Annotated in this window: 12 protein-coding genes and 1 pseudogene; 4 read left to right on the forward strand and 9 right to left on the reverse strand. The window is 62.6% G+C overall.

Annotated features, from left to right (window positions below):
* Positions 1–9: 9 nt before the first annotated feature.
* Positions 10–1,122: a hypothetical protein gene (locus ACFWVD_RS17855; RefSeq protein ID WP_379244037.1), complete on the forward strand. Its 1,113-nt coding sequence runs from the start codon at positions 10–12 to the stop codon at positions 1,120–1,122.
* On the opposite strand, the gene pglX is transcribed toward ACFWVD_RS17855, so the two are convergent.
* From pglX to ACFWVD_RS17895, 8 genes are all read right to left on the reverse strand, one after another.
* A complete protein-coding gene (gene pglX / locus ACFWVD_RS17860) occupies positions 1,119–3,746 on the reverse strand; it encodes a BREX-1 system adenine-specific DNA-methyltransferase PglX (protein WP_379244038.1) in 2,628 nt (875 codons plus the stop codon). The two genes, ACFWVD_RS17855 and pglX, sit on opposite strands and share 4 nt — an antisense overlap.
* Positions 3,746–7,225, reverse strand: coding sequence for a BREX system P-loop protein BrxC (gene brxC, locus ACFWVD_RS17865; RefSeq protein ID WP_379244040.1), 3,480 nt, complete (start codon positions 7,223–7,225; stop codon positions 3,746–3,748). The genes pglX and brxC overlap by 1 nt, the downstream gene beginning before the upstream one ends.
* Positions 7,226–7,229: 4 nt before the next feature.
* On the reverse strand, positions 7,230–7,841 hold the full coding sequence (locus ACFWVD_RS17870) for a DUF1788 domain-containing protein (RefSeq protein ID WP_379244042.1): 612 nt from the start codon (positions 7,839–7,841) through the stop codon (positions 7,230–7,232).
* Complete coding sequence (locus tag ACFWVD_RS17875; protein ID WP_379244044.1) at positions 7,841–8,449, reverse strand: DUF1819 family protein; 609 nt, start codon at positions 8,447–8,449, stop codon at positions 7,841–7,843. Before ACFWVD_RS17875 ends, ACFWVD_RS17870 begins: the two co-directional genes overlap by 1 nt.
* 81 nt (positions 8,450–8,530) lie before the next feature.
* Positions 8,531–8,740, reverse strand: coding sequence for a helix-turn-helix domain-containing protein (locus ACFWVD_RS17880; protein ID WP_379244045.1), 210 nt, complete (start codon positions 8,738–8,740; stop codon positions 8,531–8,533).
* Positions 8,741–9,327: 587 nt separating this feature from the next.
* The gene (locus ACFWVD_RS17885) at positions 9,328–10,023 is read right to left on the reverse strand and encodes a phosphoribosylanthranilate isomerase (RefSeq protein ID WP_379244047.1); all 696 of its coding nucleotides are present in this window, start codon (positions 10,021–10,023) and stop codon (positions 9,328–9,330) included.
* Positions 10,024–10,153: 130 nt separating this feature from the next.
* On the reverse strand, positions 10,154–11,515 hold the full coding sequence (locus ACFWVD_RS17890; protein WP_379244049.1) for a hypothetical protein: 1,362 nt from the start codon (positions 11,513–11,515) through the stop codon (positions 10,154–10,156).
* A gap of 164 nt (positions 11,516–11,679) precedes the next feature.
* Complete coding sequence (locus ACFWVD_RS17895) at positions 11,680–13,140, reverse strand: plasmid pRiA4b ORF-3 family protein (RefSeq protein WP_379244051.1); 1,461 nt, start codon at positions 13,138–13,140, stop codon at positions 11,680–11,682.
* 332 nt (positions 13,141–13,472) lie between these two features.
* On the opposite strand from ACFWVD_RS17895, the gene ACFWVD_RS17900 reads away from it, so the two are divergent.
* The 3 genes and pseudogenes from ACFWVD_RS17900 to ACFWVD_RS17910 all read left to right on the forward strand — a co-directional run bounded on the left by ACFWVD_RS17900 (position 13,473) and on the right by ACFWVD_RS17910 (position 15,427).
* Positions 13,473–14,015, forward strand: a complete 543-nt coding sequence (locus tag ACFWVD_RS17900; protein ID WP_379244053.1) for a hypothetical protein — start codon at positions 13,473–13,475, stop codon at positions 14,013–14,015.
* Positions 14,016–14,096: 81 nt separating this feature from the next.
* Positions 14,097–14,826 (forward strand): annotated as a pseudogene (locus ACFWVD_RS17905) (SDR family oxidoreductase).
* Positions 14,827–14,893: 67 nt separating this feature from the next.
* On the forward strand, positions 14,894–15,427 hold the full coding sequence (locus tag ACFWVD_RS17910; protein WP_379244055.1) for a hypothetical protein: 534 nt from the start codon (positions 14,894–14,896) through the stop codon (positions 15,425–15,427).
* A gap of 44 nt (positions 15,428–15,471) precedes the next feature.
* Here ACFWVD_RS17910 and ACFWVD_RS17915 read toward each other — a convergent pair whose 3' ends face one another.
* Positions 15,472–15,783 (reverse strand): pyrimidine/purine nucleoside phosphorylase, encoded by a 312-nt coding sequence (locus tag ACFWVD_RS17915; RefSeq protein WP_379244057.1) that lies wholly within the window; start codon positions 15,781–15,783, stop codon positions 15,472–15,474.
* Positions 15,784–15,809: the final 26 nt, after the last annotated feature.

Consider the following 15,809-nt stretch of genomic DNA (forward strand, 5'->3'; position numbering starts at 1 on the left):
ACACAGTTCATGAAGGACGAATACCCGACCGCGAAGTCGGATCTCATGACGGCGTTCATGGTCCGGGCACAGAAATTGACGACTGGTAGTGGCGGCGTTTGGGCGATGATCAACCTCCCGTCGTGGATGTCGTTGAAGTCGTTTGAAGACCTGCGGCACGACCTGCTTCGGGACCAGCGGATTGTGTCGATGGTCCACCTTGGACGAGGCATCTTCGGGTCGGACTTCGGCACGGTCGCGTTCGTCATGAACAACGCGCCGGCCGGGACGGCGAAGGGCGTCTATCGTCGCCTCTTCGAGCAGCACGTCGATGTCAGGTCGGTCTCCGCGATCGAGGCGCTCTTTCTCGACGGCACATACAACCGCCACGTCGTGCCGCAGGCTGACTTCGCGGCCATCCCCGGCTCTCCGATCGTTTACTGGCTCAGTGAAAAGATGCGCGCGGTCTTCGCTAGGGCGGGAGATGGCGGCGCGCTAGGGGTTACGTACGGCGTCGCCCAGGGAATCACAACAGGAGACAACAGACGCTTTCTCCGCTTGTGGTGGGAGGTGAGTCGTTGCGGATCGGAGTTCAGTCGTGACCACAACACCACAACACCAACGCGGCCTTGGCAAGCGAGCGATAAGGGAGGCGATTTCCGTCGGTGGTACGGCAACAATGACTGGGTCATCTTCTGGGGCGATGACGGCCAAGCGGTTATCGACTTCGCTGGCTCCACGCCAAGGAATATTCATACGAGATTCAGGCCGTCCATCGCCTGTACGAAGATCTCCTCCGGAGGAATATCCTTCAGGGCGCACGATCGCGGATTCATCTTCACTGACGCCGCTGTTGCAGTAACGGGCGACGACGACCTTGACTCAGTTCTTGGATTTGCAAATTCCTCAACTGTAAACCATATGATGGCAGCGCTGGCGCCTACCTTAAACTTCGAGGTTGGGCAAATACGATCGCTTCCATGGTTGATCGATAGGGCTGACACCGGCGTGCTCACTCCTATCGTTGCACAGCTGAAGTCAAACTCCGTCGACGATTGGGACTCTGCCGAGACCTCATGGAGCTTTCAGGAGAACTCGCTGGTTACCCTGTGTATGGCCTCAGCCGGCAGCCAAGCGAACTAAGCACCTCCGAAGGCTGCGATGAGTGGGTTCCGCTCAAAGCCCCACGATGTCTCGAATTCGTCCCAGTCGGATTTTGCGGTTGCAACCAGCGCTTGTGTCGTTGACGGTGGGAGATCCGCGATCGCGTCTGGAACGGGGGTCTTAGCTACATCGCCGACGGAGGCAGTCATCGTGGGAGTCAGCGCTTCCAGGATCACCGTCGCGCAGGGAGCGTTCATTACCGCGAGAAGGCGATCTTGCAGCGACGTCGGACCGAATATAGAGTTGCCCTTGTTGCCATGAATGAAGCCCTTCGGGAAATGCCTAAATGAGGGCGCGCCTGACGAGATGTCGGACCATGACACAGACGGTGAAAAGTAGCGGTCGCGACCCTGGCCCCGGACGAGGGTCTTTCCCGCTGGTACCAAGTATGGGTATCTCCTCGCGAGCTCTTCCTCGATTTCCCGCCCATCCCTCTCCCAGTTGACGACGTATTCGTGGTTGCCGTACCAGCGCCTGAACGCGCCGCCTTTGTTGTAAGGGAACCACCTCGCACCAGCCGTTTCGGCCGCGCGCAATGAGTCACAGGCAAAACTTGATCGGCTGCTGGCTACCTCCCACCACAGGCGCATGAAACGGGCGTTGTCCCCGGTTCGCAGACCCACAAGCGGAGAGCTGACCTCACCAAGCGGCTTACCGACGCGGAAAGTTGCCCGAATCTTTTCACTGAGCCAGTAAACGATCGGAGAGCCGGGGATGGCTGCGAAATCGGCGTCCGACGCCAGGTGGAGACCCGCATCCTTGGCCCGAACCTCAAGGGCGGCGCTGAGCGCAGCGATCTTCTCCGCTTCGGAGGTCCCATCGACGAGGCGGATGAAGGTGCCAGCCTGCTTCCGAGCAGCGCCCCGATTATCCGTCGGCACGTTCACCAGGACGAACGCAGTCGAGGACACGACCTCGCCGCCGATCGAGTCGAAGGCGCGAGCACCAAGATGCAACATCGAAGCGATTCGCTGCTTCGTAAGGAGTGAGGCTCGGAGCTTTTCGTACGAGCTGAGGAACATCCAGGACTGCATCGTGATCATCGCCACCGCTCCTCGCGGCCCGGCGAGATTGGTGCAGCGCTCAATAAAGCCAGCGAAGAGATCGGACTTCACGTCCGGGTATTCGTCCTTCATGAACTGTGAAAGCAGGGCGTTCATCTGCTTGCTGCCCATGTAGGGCGGGTTCGCGACGACCACCGCGTAGTCACGCGTGAGGCATGTAGCTTGGTCGATGATGCGCTGGGCGCGGTCGACAGCACCGAGGCCGAGGAGGTCGCCGTCGCCGTCGCCGTCGAGCGTCGCGAGGTGCTTCGCGAGCCGGACCGTCAGGTCGGGGTTGGGCTGGATGAGGGAGCCGAAGGTGTCGGCCTCGGCGAACTGGTTCCAGAACGCCTCCTCCGCGTGCCGGTCTCCGTCTTTGGTGACGAGGTAGTCCAGCTCGTGCGGAGCGAAAGTGATGGGCTCAAGGACACAGATATTCGGCTCGACCGCATTCTTGAGGAAGAGCTTGCGCTTGGCCGCGGCCTTCATCGTCAGGGCGAACGCGGCCAATGCACCTGCTCGCGGGTCGATCTCGGTGCCGTAGAGGTTGTTCGTGAGAATCAGGCCCGGGATCTGCGACGGCGTATAGCCCTCCTCCTCGTAGATCTCGTACAGGAGGTCGAAGGCGTAGGTGAGCATGTGGCCCGAACCGCATGCCGGGTCAATGACCTTCAGCTCCTCCGGCGTGGTGATCTCGAGAAAGTCGGTCTCCTCGTCAACCGGGGCGATGTAGTAGTCCATCTGGTCGACGAGACGAGACTCAGGGCGGTTGAGCATCCACAGGCGGCCCACCGAGTTCTCAAGAAGGTAGCGGACGATCCAGTGCGGGGTGAAAAGCTGAGTGGCAGCGGGGATCTCGTCGGCACCGGCTTTCTTGTTCTTCTTGAACCCGGCGAAGACCTCGTCCTTGCGCTCCGAGATGTAAAACTGGTACAGCCAGCCGATGACCTCGACATCCCGACACACGTCCTGCGTAAGCACCTTCACGGAGCGACTCAGGGCCGAGTCTTCAGCAAGAAGATTGGCCGGGATGAGCAACTCGGTGTAGTCGCCTTCGCGCTCGAATATGAAGGGCATTGCGCTGTTCCAATAACGGCAATAATCCGTGAGGAGCAACGCGTACGCCTCCGCCTGAGCGTCGGTGCCGGTACGCGGCGGGCGGGTGCCGTTGAGCAGCCCCGTGATGGTCGCGGCATCCGTTCCCCTGACCACCCCACCATCGATCTGGCCACGCTTGGCTGCGGCTAGCACCTCGGGCTGACCGACTTGATCGGCCGCAGGCGAAACCACACCAATGCCGGTGTAGCCGTTGGCATCCATGAAGCGTAGGGCGATGATGCGGTTGAACCACGTATAGGCAACCTTGTCAGCCACATGCGCCTTGCCCTTGTCACCTCCGCCCGCCCGGGCGATGGCACGCTCCAACGCAGCCACTGCCCGGGGCTGCTCGACGCGCTCAGGTGAGCCTTGGGGGAGGACCGCGATGATCCGCGCACCTACCTCACGGATGAGTTCCGTACGCGCCGAGGTGGCGAAGGACTTGAGCGGGGCGGTGTCCATCAGAGCGTGATTCGCTTTCCGTCGTTGAGGGTGGCGACAAGCGCGTCGCGCAGTGCGGCGAGGTAGTTGTCGATGTCGGTTTCGGATTCGAGGACACCGGAAACACCCGAGACCTGGATCGTCTTGACCGACACCATCGGCTTCGGCGCCGTCTTATTGTCGCCCCCGCCTTGCTGAGACTCGACGAGTCGGCTCAGCAGCACCGGGTAGTCGTCCTGTTCGAATGTTGAACCTGTCTGAAGAATGAGCGCGATCTGAGTCTCGCCGACAAGTCGCGCAACGATCGAGTCGATCTGCCCGATCACACTGTCCTGGGCGCTGGCGGTGGCGGCGGCGTAGTAGACACTGCCGAGAATCTCCGCCTTGCGGCCCTCGATCGCTGCGGTTACGTCCGCGCGCTTCTCGGCAACGACGTCATCGATCTGCCCCCGCAGGGCGTCGGCTGCGACCTTGAGCTTGTTCATCTTGCTGCCGCGGAAGGCATTGGGATCGGCGAGCAGCGCCGTGACCGAATCGGCACTGCCAGGCAGGTAGCCAAGGTTCCCAGCATTGGCGGTCAAGAGGGCCTGCGCGTCGTCGAAGATCTTGGCCTGCTGGCCCTTGAGGAAGGACCTGATCGGGTCGATCAACTCTTCCTTGGCTTCGCGCAGCTCGTCGGCCTTGTCGAAATCACTGAGGTACCAGTCCACCGTCTTGCCGACAACGTGATCGAGCATGGTGACGACGTCGCAGAGCTGGCTGACGAACGAGTACCGACTGCTGGAGACGAGGGCATTGAGCTCATCGCGCCTGGCCGCGAGCTTGTCCTTGCCGAATCGGGCCAACTCGGTGGGGTCGCTCGGCACGGCACCCTCGTCGAAGAAGTCGGCGCAGAACTTCTTGAACGCGGCGACCTTCGTCTGGTCGTATGACTTCTGGGGTGCCACGACGGTGTGCTGGTGCTTGCCGGTGTTTCGGATCAGGGTTGCTGCCTCGGTGCGAACGACCGGGTTGGAGTCGACGCTCAGCGCCACCTTGCCGGTGCCGACGAGCCAACCCAACACCACCTCGATCGAGCCGAGATCCCAGCCGTAGGGCTTGCGCTCGAAGCGATCGACGACCTTCTTGATCGTCACCTGCTCACCCAGACCCGTCTGAGTGAGGATCCAGGACTCCATCTCGGTGCCCGGGGAGGTGAGAACACTCAGGTTTCCCGCGCTGAACAGCCCCTGGTCGTCCTGGACCGCACCGGCGACCTGCTGTTCGGGGTACACCTTGCCGCCGAGTAGACCGAGGTTCGTGTAGGTCCGGCTGACGAGTTCCTGGAACCCATCCGCCACGCGGGTGAGGGCGTCCTGCGAGTTTGAGGTGACTTCGGCGGCGTTGATGACCAGCTGCGCCTTGCCGACCGCCTGGCGAAGGCGCTCGATGAGATCCTTCTCGCGGTCCGCGTTGAGCACCTGCTTCGACTGGAGGAGCGCTTGCACCGACGGCGTCGCGCCCGAGTTCGTGCGCTGTTTGGTGTACTTCTCGGTCTTCAGCAGCAGACGCAGGTCCGCCAACAGGCGTTTGTCGCGACCGAGGAACACCCGGAGCTCGTCCCTGCCCATGCTCTGCGCGGCGATCTCCGAGTCGCTGTAACTCGTCTCCGGCGTGATGAAGTGGATGGTCAGCTCGCGCTGGTTGCCCTGCACGATGTCATCGAGCTTGTAGCCGAACGGGAAGTCCTGTCCGTTCTTCGCGTATCTGAGCTTGTTAGTCTTGAGGATGTCGGACGAGAGGTACCGGAAGAGCTTGCTGGACACCTCGGAGGAGTCGATGTCGACCCCTTTGATTTCCTTCTCGATCTCCTGTTCCTCATTCGTCAGGTACTCGTAGATGTTGCCGTTGCGCTGGACGTAGGACTGCGACTCCAGAAGGTTGAGTGCCTCCTGCACCTGCTTGCCCAGACCAGTGAGATCGAGCCCGAAGCGGTCGTATACCAGCACGGTCAGATTGCGGGGCGTTGCTTTGAATGTGTCCACGTACTTGACCAGGAACAGCGCCTTCAGCAGGCGGTTGGCCAGGATTGTGACGTCGGAGTCAGGGTCTGGCAGGTGCTTTTCGGCTTGGAGGACCGCGCTCTGGGTCGCCGACTTCAGCGCCGCGCTGATTCCGGCGAACATCTGGTCGAAGGTCGCGAGGTAGCCCATCTGCTCGCCGCCGATGTGCTTGGCAACCTCCTGCACCACCCCGAGCATGGACCGCTCGCCCACCGAGCTGTTTCTGCCCTCGAACATGTTGTGGTCGGACAGGCCCTCGATGGCCGCCTGGAACATCGGGATCTGGTAGGTGACAAACGGGTAGGTGTTGACGAAGCGGGCCTCGTCCACGTAATTGCGGTACGACTTCGCGCCGTCGACGAAGTTGAAGATCGTCGGGAAGTTCGCGGCTTCGTTGGCGTAAATTGACTCAAGCTCGGCCGCGCCTGCATCGTTCTTCTCCAACAGACGCTTGCTGATGACCTCTTCGACGTCCTGGCTGGTCAGCTTCACTTTCGTACTGAACCGGGCCTGAATCTTGGAGAAGTCGTTGCCCTGCTCTTTGGTTCGGTCGCCGATGACCTTGTCCATGTCCTCCTGCGACGTGACAAAGACCCAGGACAATCCCTTGCACTTGGTGTTGAGGGACTCGGCGATCGACTGGAGGTTGAGCATCAGCTTCACGTCATCGGCGATGAACTGGCCGACCTCGTCGACGAGGAAGTTGAGCCGGAAGCCGGGCTCCTGCTTGTCGATCCATGCCTTTACCGATGCTGCGAAATCCTCGATCGAGACGGCGTAGGAGTTCTGGTACTTGTCGATGATGCCGGTGTTCGCCTCGCCGTTGACCTCGGCGAACGCCTTGTCGATGTTGTGGCCCTCCAACGCGGTCTGCTCGCGCCCCTGGGACCAGTCGATGCCGGCGTATTGGGCAAACACAGTTTTGAAGGCGTCGTACTGGCCGCGCTTGTCCAGATCTTCCTCGAAGCGGGCGACGGCACCGTCGTTGCCGAAATAGCCGCGGCTTTCGTCGAAGACCTTGACGAACACCTTGAGCAGGGCGTCGGTCTGGTCCTTGGCGATCAAGGTCGCCTTCACATCGATGTTGAACAGCAGACTCTTCGCGGGGATAGCCGCAGCCTTCTTCAGCGAAGCAATGAGCATCGCATCGTCGGTCTTGCCGAGGAAACTCTCGCTTACCTTTTCGCGCGGGAACGCCTGACCCTCGACGTCGCCGAGGAGGTGCGCGAGCATCTTGAGTAGGTGGGACTTACCGGAACCGAAGAAGCCTGAGATCCACACACCATTGGAGTCCGTGTAGTTGGTGTACTCCTCCAGCAACGGCGCAACACCCTTCGCGGCGTCGTTGGTGAAGACATACTCCTCGACCTCAATGCCCAGGTGGTCGGCATCGTCGGCCTGGACGACGCCCCCGATCGAGCGGGTGATGTCCTTGTGGAAGATCTCGTTGAGTTTCATCGCATCATGCTTCCTGGTCGAGAATGCGCTTGGCACGGTAGAAGGAATCGTCCTTGAGCTGGGCGAACAGCACCAGTGCTGAGCCCTGGGTGGCCGACACCTCGTACCGTCCGGGGAAGAACATCAGCATCGGCTTATCCGAGACGACGGTTTGCAGGTTGCTCAGCACTGTGTGTGAACGCACGAACGGGAACACCTCGCCAATTCCGGTGAGGAACAGGATCTGGAACGACTCGTCCGCGATGCGCTCCTTGATCGCCGGAGCGAGATGCCTTTCCGGGTCGAGCATGTTCTGCAGCATCTTGAGGAATTCGGGCTTGTCCTTCGTCGGCTCAGCAGCAAGGACGCGATCCCACACATTGCGCTTTTTGAGCAACTCGACACACAGGTCGTAGAGGTTGATCTCGAAGACCTTGATGCCCAGCTCGGTGTCGAGCTTGGTCTTGATGCGCTTCTTGGCCTGGGCGACGTCGAGCGCCCAGGCCGGGTCATAGTCGTAGACGAAGTGGGCGACCTCGTTGCCGAGGCCCTCCATCTTCAGGAATCGTTCGCTGCTGAGCACGTTGAACAGGTGCTCCTCGTGCTGAGCCAGTGTCGTCTTGGAGTGCAGGGGCATTAGACCACCCTCGTCGGGAAGAAGCGGATGTCGCTCGGTATGCGGTGGGTGAGGCATTCGACGACGCGCGCGGAGAGAAAAGCGGGCTCGATGGCGCCCTTCGCCGTCAGCAGCCCTGCCTCGACCATCATCTTGAAGACCACCTGCCGGAGCTTCTTGTACGAGAGGTCGGTCACCTCGTTCAGCTCGTCGTGCCACATGGCCTTGGTGCGGTAGAAGGAGTCGTAGTCCTCGTAGGACACGGCACCCGCCAAGGTGAGGAAGCGCTCACGAAGGACTTCCTCGGCGAACTCCCCGATGAGGTCGTAGCGACGGCACGCGGCTGCCCACATGAGGTGGCCGCGCTCGGAGGCCGTGACGTCGGTGAGGATCTCGACCTCACGGTCGGACAGCGCCGATAGGCGGTTGACGGCCTCTCGCGCTCGACGGACACCCGTGCTGCGAGTGCGCGTTTGAAGGAGATTCTCTTCGACGGCGATGTCGCGTACCTTCGCCCAGTCGCGATGCTCGGCGTACACGGGTGCCAGGACTGCGGCCTCTCGCTCCAGGAGGCCGCCGGTCGTGAACGACAGTGCGTAGCGCGACGACGCGGGCGAGCTGCTGCTCACGGGACACCCCCTCTGGAAAATGGTGAGTCGATCAGGATACGTCAACCCTCCGACACGTTGGCCGACGAGCGGCGCGGGCGATCACGTGTCGGCCTTGTCGTCGCGCTCGTGAGACTCTGGAGCGGCCCCGCCGCCACGCACCCACTCGTCGATCTCGCTGGTCTGGAACTTCCAGAGTCGGCCCACACGGTGAGCCGGCATCTTCTTGTCGGCGATCCAGTCGTAGACGGTGTCTTTTGTGATGCCAAGGTGAGCGGCGATCTCCTCAGCAGACAGCCAGGGCTCAGCCACGCCAGGACACCTCCGGGGATCGGGTGCGCGGATCGCGCACAGCCTTCATCCTATCGACTGTGAAACCCTGTGGGTACCCGTGACGCTCGGTGTCACCCGGCAAGACCCGCAAACGCCTCTCCCGCTTCACTGTTGACGGGTGACGATCGATCACCGAGCACTCGCCTCCTGCGGGCAGCGGCTCTCGTGCGAGAAGCGCCCGCACCGATCGCGGTGGTCACCGAGCCGTACCGCCGGCCAGCGGCCGCCCTGCGGTTTCTGAGCGTCAAGCTCCTACTTCACCCTCACCACCGGGGTCCTGATCTTTCGTGACCGCCGAATGGGCCACGAGACGCAGCCCGCCTACCGGGCCGGTTGAATCAGGCTGGTTCGGTCGCCGAGGCGGCTGAACTCGCGGAGCGATTTCGATGGGCAAAAGGTGACACCCCGGCAACTCTCGGACGGTTCGTGATGGCTCATGTCGATGACAACAGCACAGTGCGTGAGTTGGCCAATGATGTTGTGATCGGCAGGTTTCGGCATCTTTCGTCTGGCGATTGCCGCCGCATTGCAGGTTCAACGCCAGCCGTCCTGGACCCAGGGGTCCATCACGCCTGGTCATGCTCCCCCGGAATGAATCGCATCGTGACAAGTCGTGTGAAAGCGCGGGTCTCCACGCCGCTCTTGTCACCGCACGCATCGTCGACACCAGTGTTGACGTCGACGCCGAACGGGTTGACCGCCGAAATCGCTTCACAGACGTTGTTTGCGGTGAGGCCCCCGGCCAGGATTACCGGCGTACCAGCGAGACGCTGCACGATTTGGCGGCTGATCGTCCAGTCGTGGGTCTCCCCAGTACCTCCGAGTCGATTACTCGTTCGGGTATCGAGTAGCACCCAATCACAGTAAGGCGCAACTTCGATGGCTCTGTGGACTGACTCGGGCCCGTCCACATGAACGGCCCGGACGATGATCAGGCGGTCAGGTGCGCGGTCGTATACGTCCTTGACTGTCTGAATGCTGACGAGGCCATGAATTTGTACTATTTCGGCATCCATCGCAGCGGCCAGGGCCAGAATGGCTTCGGCATCCTCGAGATGGGTGACAAGCACCCGGCCAATTTCGGGAAAGCAGAGCCTCGCTTGGCGCGACAGCTCGATGGCCTCAGCGACAGTCAGGGCGTCTTCGCTTTCGTGCGTAACGCCACAGATGAAGCCGATGGCGTCAGGTGAGCTGGACAGAGCGACCTCCAGGTCCCTCGGAGATCTCACACCGCAGATCTTGACCCAGCCGCCAGTGATCATGGTTGCAATTCTACGCGGGTGTTCGTACCGGAAGCGTTTGCCGGAGTTAACAATTGCGCGCGATAGCAACGCCAGGGAACTGCAGAACGTGTTGCTTTTATGCAGCCCGGTGCCGCCGATCGAGCGGACCCTATGTCAGTAGGAACGCCAAGAAGGGGAAGATACCTGCGGTGAAGATCGCGGCGACCAGCGAGACCATCTTGCCCCTGGTGAGCCGATGGAATCGGGTTGCTGCCCAGCAATAGAGACCGACCGAGATGAAGGCTGTGCCCCAGTATATGAGAGCCCGGCTGCCTGGCTTTCCCAGGGGGACGAGAATGCCCTCGTCGAACATCAACGCGAGGAAGATGATGGTGAGGCCGGCCGCCAGGCCCATGCCGAAGATCGCGGCGCCCGCCGAGCTGTTCATTCGGATCGGCGGCAGCTTCGATGGGGAGATATTCTGCGGATCGGTGTGGTGGCTGCTATTGACGTCGCACAGCATGTCGAAGACGGTGCCGGGGTTGACCCGCTGGCGCACTTCGGCATTCACTTGGATCAACGCGTGGATCGATTGGGCAGTCGCGTACGACGTGATGATGCCGCCCCGGGAGGTCTTGAACCCGCCGTGATCACGGTGTGTGGGCGAAAGTTGCTGGTAATCCAGCAGTTCGGTGAAGCCGCTTCTGAACGCGGGGTGGAAGATCAGCTGCTTTCGCGAGGTCGACAAAGCCATGATCGACTGTGGAAGCGTTGCGTGGTACCAGGTTTGGGTGACGTTGCCACGACGAATCGGCTCCTCCTCGAGGGTGCCCGGTGCGGTCTCCAGGTAGTTCAGCACGTGGTCGACCGCCCGCGCGTGTGCTCGTGTGATGCGCGGGTTGCTCATTTCCGCGAGGGGGCCGGTACCGAGAAGGCACGCAATCTTCGCGGTGGCGAAGTTGGTGGTGGCGTGAGGATCGTCGTGCAGCAGTGCGTTGATGAGGAAGTCGCAGCCGCGACGGACGGCAGTGGCAGCTTCGGTGTCGGAGTCGGGGAGTTCCAGTAGTGCCCGGATCGCTGCCGTCGTAGACGTGACTGAGATCGAGGAGATCCCGTCGGACATCGGCCAACCGCCCGAATGAGCGTCCTGAGCGGTGAGAAGTGCCTGGCGATACGGGAGTATGTCCGGGAAGGCTTCACCCGCGCTCAGCGCGACCAGCGCACGCAGGCGCCACGCCGCGTCGACAGGTGACTGGAAGGTCCACTCGCCCTGGGTTGCATGGGTGACGCTGCCCAGGCGTAGTAGCGCCGTGACGCTGGGCTTTTCCGGTACGTCGAGGGTGGGCGCCAGTAGGTGGACCGGCTCGTGTGTTTGGGCGGCGGTCAATGCACAGACTGCCTCGGCGGTGTCCTGGGGATTTGGGGCCACGTCCGGCGACCAACCCCAACCCGCGTGCGCGTCGTCGACGCGGACGACGTTGGCGTGTAGCCAGCCTGCCGCGATCACAATCCTGTCGTCGACAGTCGACATCAATCCCCCTGGTCAGAAGTCGAATATGTTGCCTCGCAACGTATATCCCACTTGCAATTGTACGTCGTGAGGATGCAACCAGGGGCTCACCGCCGGAATGCTGACTGGGTCGGATCCTTGTGGGCGATCGAAGGAACGAGTTGAACGGGCGCGATTCGGACGGATCAGAGGGTCGCGGCCAGCACCGCCCTAGCGAAGTCGCGGGCTGGTGGGCCGCTGACGGTGGGGGAGGGGTCGTAGTGGGTGTGGGGGATCAGGTGGCCGCTGTGGATCAGTAGGTCGATGGTGGGGCGGATCAGGGCGTAGGCGGTGAGGGGGGTGACTGGGTCGCCGTGGATTCGCCAGCCGGCGGCGGTGAGGGTGGGGGCGATGGTGTTCAGGGGGTGGGTGGCGTTGGTGGCTATGGCCAGCATCAGGAGGGCTAGGGCCTCGTGTTCGAAGCTGCGGTCTGTGCGTGGGGGTGGGCCGGCGATGGCGGGGAAGCGTTGGGAGATGTGGTGCCACAGCAGGATTGGGTTGTGGTGGGTGGTGGTGGCTAGTTTGGTGGGGAGGAGTTTGCCGGTGTGTTTGCGTAGTAGGCCGAGGCGGGTCAGTGATTGGCGGAGGTCGGCTACCTGGGGGGTGTGGTCTTCGCGGTTGCCTTTGCCGATCCAGGATTTGTCGAAGCCGAAGTCGGTGAAGATTTCGTGGACTACTGCCGGTGGGAGATAGCCTGCGGCGGTTAGCTTTACGCCGTCGCCGATTCGATCTAATAGTCGGACATAGGGTTTCGCGAACTCGGTGGCGTCGGCCAGGTCGGGGGTGATGGGGTCGGTCAGGTTGGCGGCGTTGATCATTCGTTGGAGCGAGCGGCGCAGTGGGTGGGGGGCCGCGGCCAGTAGGGGTCTGAGCGGGGCGGGGATCGGGGTGCTCGGTTCGCCGGTGCGGGTTGTCGGGCCGGTGCCGAAGGTGGTGAGGTTGTGGTTCACGGCGTCGATGTCGAGGGGGATGGGGGCCCAGTCGGCGGGGTTGGTTTCGGGGCCGTAGAGCTCGGCGATGTGGTTGCGGGCGGCGGTGTGGGTGGGGTGCTCGGGGTCGTTGGCGGCGGCGAGCATTTCGTAACCGTGCGGGCCGCCGCTGTCCTCGGCGGGTGCGGGGCGGGCGCCGTCGAGGCAGATGGCTCGGTGGTCGTGGGGGGTGCGGTCGGTGATCTGGTTCAGGGTGATGGTGTGGAGCCAGTTGTCGCCGAAGTCGTAGCAGTAGGTCAGGGTGTCGGTGGGTTTGCGGAGGAGTTCGTCCAGGCGCACCTGTTCTTCGGGGATGCCGGGTGCGTCGCCGAGGTCTACCTGTTGTGGGCACAGGTATTGCTCGAAATCGGTGCCGTAGTAGTGGGGGTCGCTGCTGAAGCCGTGCAGGTGGGAGTCGTTCCAGCCGAACGCGGTTTGGATGATGTCGTGCAGTTCGTCCAGGTACAGGTCCGAGGCCACCGCGAGGGTGCGTGAGACCGGGGGCATGGTGTCGGCGAGGGTGACGCGGACTTCGAAGGTCACCACGTCGGTGCGGGGTGCTCGGCGACGCGAACGGTGGGTGTCGCGGAAGGGGCTGACATTGCCGAACGGGCTCGCGGGGGCCGATGCGTCGCTCACGATTCGACCCTAGCAACGGGGATCGGCGACGCATCGCAGGTCAGCAACCTTTGCCGCGAGCGGGGTTCGCGGGTGGCGGCGACGCACCGTCGGGGCAACTGTAACGACACGCGGCGCAAGGATTGCGGGATCGCGTTCGGTGATAGATGCTGGTCCGACTGTGTAGTGTGCGTCTGGGCGTGACTTTTCCGCGACCATTTCGTAATCTTTCAGTGACCTGTTCTCGACAATGACTGGTGATCTACAACGTGACTGCTTCGCATCGCAAACCGTCGGCTCCCAAGAGTCGTATGCCGCTGGCTGTCTGCAGTCTGGCCGCCACCATCCCTGGAATGTTGTTGATGACGTTGCGGCCCGGTGCCGACGTCGAGGCGGTGGCTTCGGTCGAACCGCATACGACCTCCGCGATCGAGCCCGACCCGATCGCGGCCGCGCCCATCCACGACGCACCGCAGGCGGCGCCGATCGTGCGGGCCGACGACGAGATGGCGGCGCTGTCGGCATTGAAGGTGAAGGTGCTGTGCGGGACGGAGTTCAACGGGACTCTGCCGCACGTGGCGCAGGTGGGCAATCTGCTGCAGAAGATGTTCGGGGTCAGCGATATCGGTGGTGCGCACGGTCGCTACGACGGTGACCACGGTGCGGGGCAGGCGCTGGACGTGATGACGTCGAACTACGCGCTGGGCACCACGATCGCGGACTTCGTGCTGGCCAACAAGGCGCGCTTCGGGGTCACGTATGTGATCTGGCAGCAGCGGTACAACGACGGCAACGGCTGGTCCTTCATGGAGGATCGCGGCAGCCCGACGCAGAATCACTATGACCACGTGCATATTTCGTTCGAAGGGTCCGGCGCGGCGAACATCGCCTGCTGATCTTCGCCCGCGGTCGTCATATCGCCTCGCGAAAACCGTTGTCCTCGTACGGTGTCCAGACATCGATGAGGAGGTTGTGCGGTGGGACGGTTGGCCGGCAAGGTTGCGGTGATCAGTGGTGGGGCTCGGGGGATGGGGGCCGCACACGCTCGGCGGTTTGTTGCTGAGGGTGCTTCGGTGGTGATCGGGGATGTGCTCGATGACGAAGGTGCCGCTGTCGCAAAGGAACTCGGTGTTGTGTATCGGCACCTTGATGTTCGGGAGCCGGAGCAGTGGGGTGCGGTGGTTGCGACTGCCGTCGAGGAGTTCGGGGGGGCTGCACGTGTTGGTGAACAACGCGGGGATCGTCAATGGGAATCGGCTCGTGGACTTCGCGTTGGACGAGTGGCGGCGGATCATCGATATCAATCTGACGGGGACATTTCTCGGGATGCAGGCGGCGGTGCCTGCGATGACCGACGGTGGGTCGATTGTGAACATCTCGTCGGTGGAGGGGATGCGGGGAAGTCCTGGGCTGCACGGGTATACGGCGACGAAGTTCGCGGTGCGGGGGTTGACGAAGTCCGCCGCGCTCGAGCTCGCGGCGCAGGGGATTCGGGTGAATTCGGTGCATCCGGGGTTGATTTCGACGCCGATGACCGAGGGGATTCCGGCGGATTTTCTGCAGATTCCGTTGAAGCGGGCGGCGGACGCGGATGAGGTGTCGGCGCTGGTGGCGTATCTGGCATCGGACGAGTCGTCGTACTCGACGGGGGCGGAGTTCGTGGTGGACGGTGGGCTCACGGTCGGGGTGCCGCACAAGAGCTACTGACGGCGCGATCGCGAAGTTTGGCCGCGAACCGGTAACCGTGGTCCGCGAAAGCGAGGAAGATGGGGGTATGGCCCCCAACAGTGCGAAATATCTGATCAGCAACGGCACCGACGACCGGGTGTCGCTTTTCGATGACGGGCGCGTGAAGGTTTGGTCGACCAGCCATTTATGGACCGAAGAAGGTCGCGAGCGGCACAACGCCCTCGGCGAGACCGTGCTGCTCGGGATCGGGCGCACGCTCGGATCGCCCGGACCGGTGGATCGGCGGCAGCAGTGTGATGCGGAGTTCGAGCTCGACCCGGAGAAGGGTCACACGATCGCCGCGACCGTGGGCGCGGACAACGGCACGTTCGTCCAGTTCTTCAACGACGGCACGATCGCGGTCGGCAACGACGGGCGTGATGTGGCCACGGTGTTCAACGCGGGTCGGGAGACCAGTTCGGCACGCGGAGTGAACAGTGTCGGCGGGTCGGTGATGATCACCTTCGGTGGTAGCTACCGGCCACGGACCAAGCGCGACAGCGACTTTCAGGTGGAATTGAGCGAGGCCACCGCGCCTCGGCCGAACCGGCTGTACAAGGACGAGTTCCAGGTCAAATAGAGCTGAGCCGGGGCGACCGATGTGGTCGCCCCGGCTCGGATTCGTCAGCCGTAGTAGCAGACGTAGTGCATCGTCTCGACGACCTCGATGTCGAAGGCGCTGTCGCCGGGCACCTTGAACGACTCACCGGCACGGTAGGTGACGGCCTCGGTCTCGCCGGCCAGTGTCACGTTGGCCTGGCCCGCGACCAGTTCCATGATCTCCGGTGCGCCGGTGGTGAAGCGCAGCGACGACGGCTGGATCACGCCGACCGACACCGAGGCGCCATCGGGCAACTCGAGGCTGTAGCTGACGCACTTGCCGTCGAAGTAGACGTTGGCCTTCTTGTTCACGGAGACGTTCTCGAACTTCGACATGGGTCCTTCCGAGGGGGTGAGGGGAC

Origin of the sequence: Nocardia sp. NPDC058666 (assembly GCF_042714895.1) — a bacterium.
Lineage (GTDB): Bacteria > Actinomycetota > Actinomycetes > Mycobacteriales > Mycobacteriaceae > Nocardia.

Excerpts from the sequence above, each read along its gene's own strand:
- pglX (WP_379244038.1), bottom strand. The coding sequence starts at position 3,746 with ATGGACACCGCCCCGCTCAAGTCCTTCGCCACCTCGGCGCGTACGGAA.
- ACFWVD_RS17870 (WP_379244042.1), bottom strand. The coding sequence starts at position 7,841 with ATGCCCCTGCACTCCAAGACGACACTGGCTCAGCACGAGGAGCACCTG.
- brxC (WP_379244040.1), bottom strand. The coding sequence starts at position 7,225 with ATGAAACTCAACGAGATCTTCCACAAGGACATCACCCGCTCGATCGGG.
- ACFWVD_RS17910 (WP_379244055.1), top strand. The coding sequence starts at position 14,894 with ATGGCCCCCAACAGTGCGAAATATCTGATCAGCAACGGCACCGACGAC.
- ACFWVD_RS17855 (WP_379244037.1), top strand. The coding sequence starts at position 10 with ATGAAGGACGAATACCCGACCGCGAAGTCGGATCTCATGACGGCGTTC.
- ACFWVD_RS17900 (WP_379244053.1), top strand. The coding sequence starts at position 13,473 with ATGTTGTTGATGACGTTGCGGCCCGGTGCCGACGTCGAGGCGGTGGCT.
- ACFWVD_RS17885 (WP_379244047.1), bottom strand. The coding sequence starts at position 10,023 with ATGATCACTGGCGGCTGGGTCAAGATCTGCGGTGTGAGATCTCCGAGG.
- ACFWVD_RS17890 (WP_379244049.1), bottom strand. The coding sequence starts at position 11,515 with ATGTCGACTGTCGACGACAGGATTGTGATCGCGGCAGGCTGGCTACAC.
- ACFWVD_RS17915 (WP_379244057.1), bottom strand. The coding sequence starts at position 15,783 with ATGTCGAAGTTCGAGAACGTCTCCGTGAACAAGAAGGCCAACGTCTAC.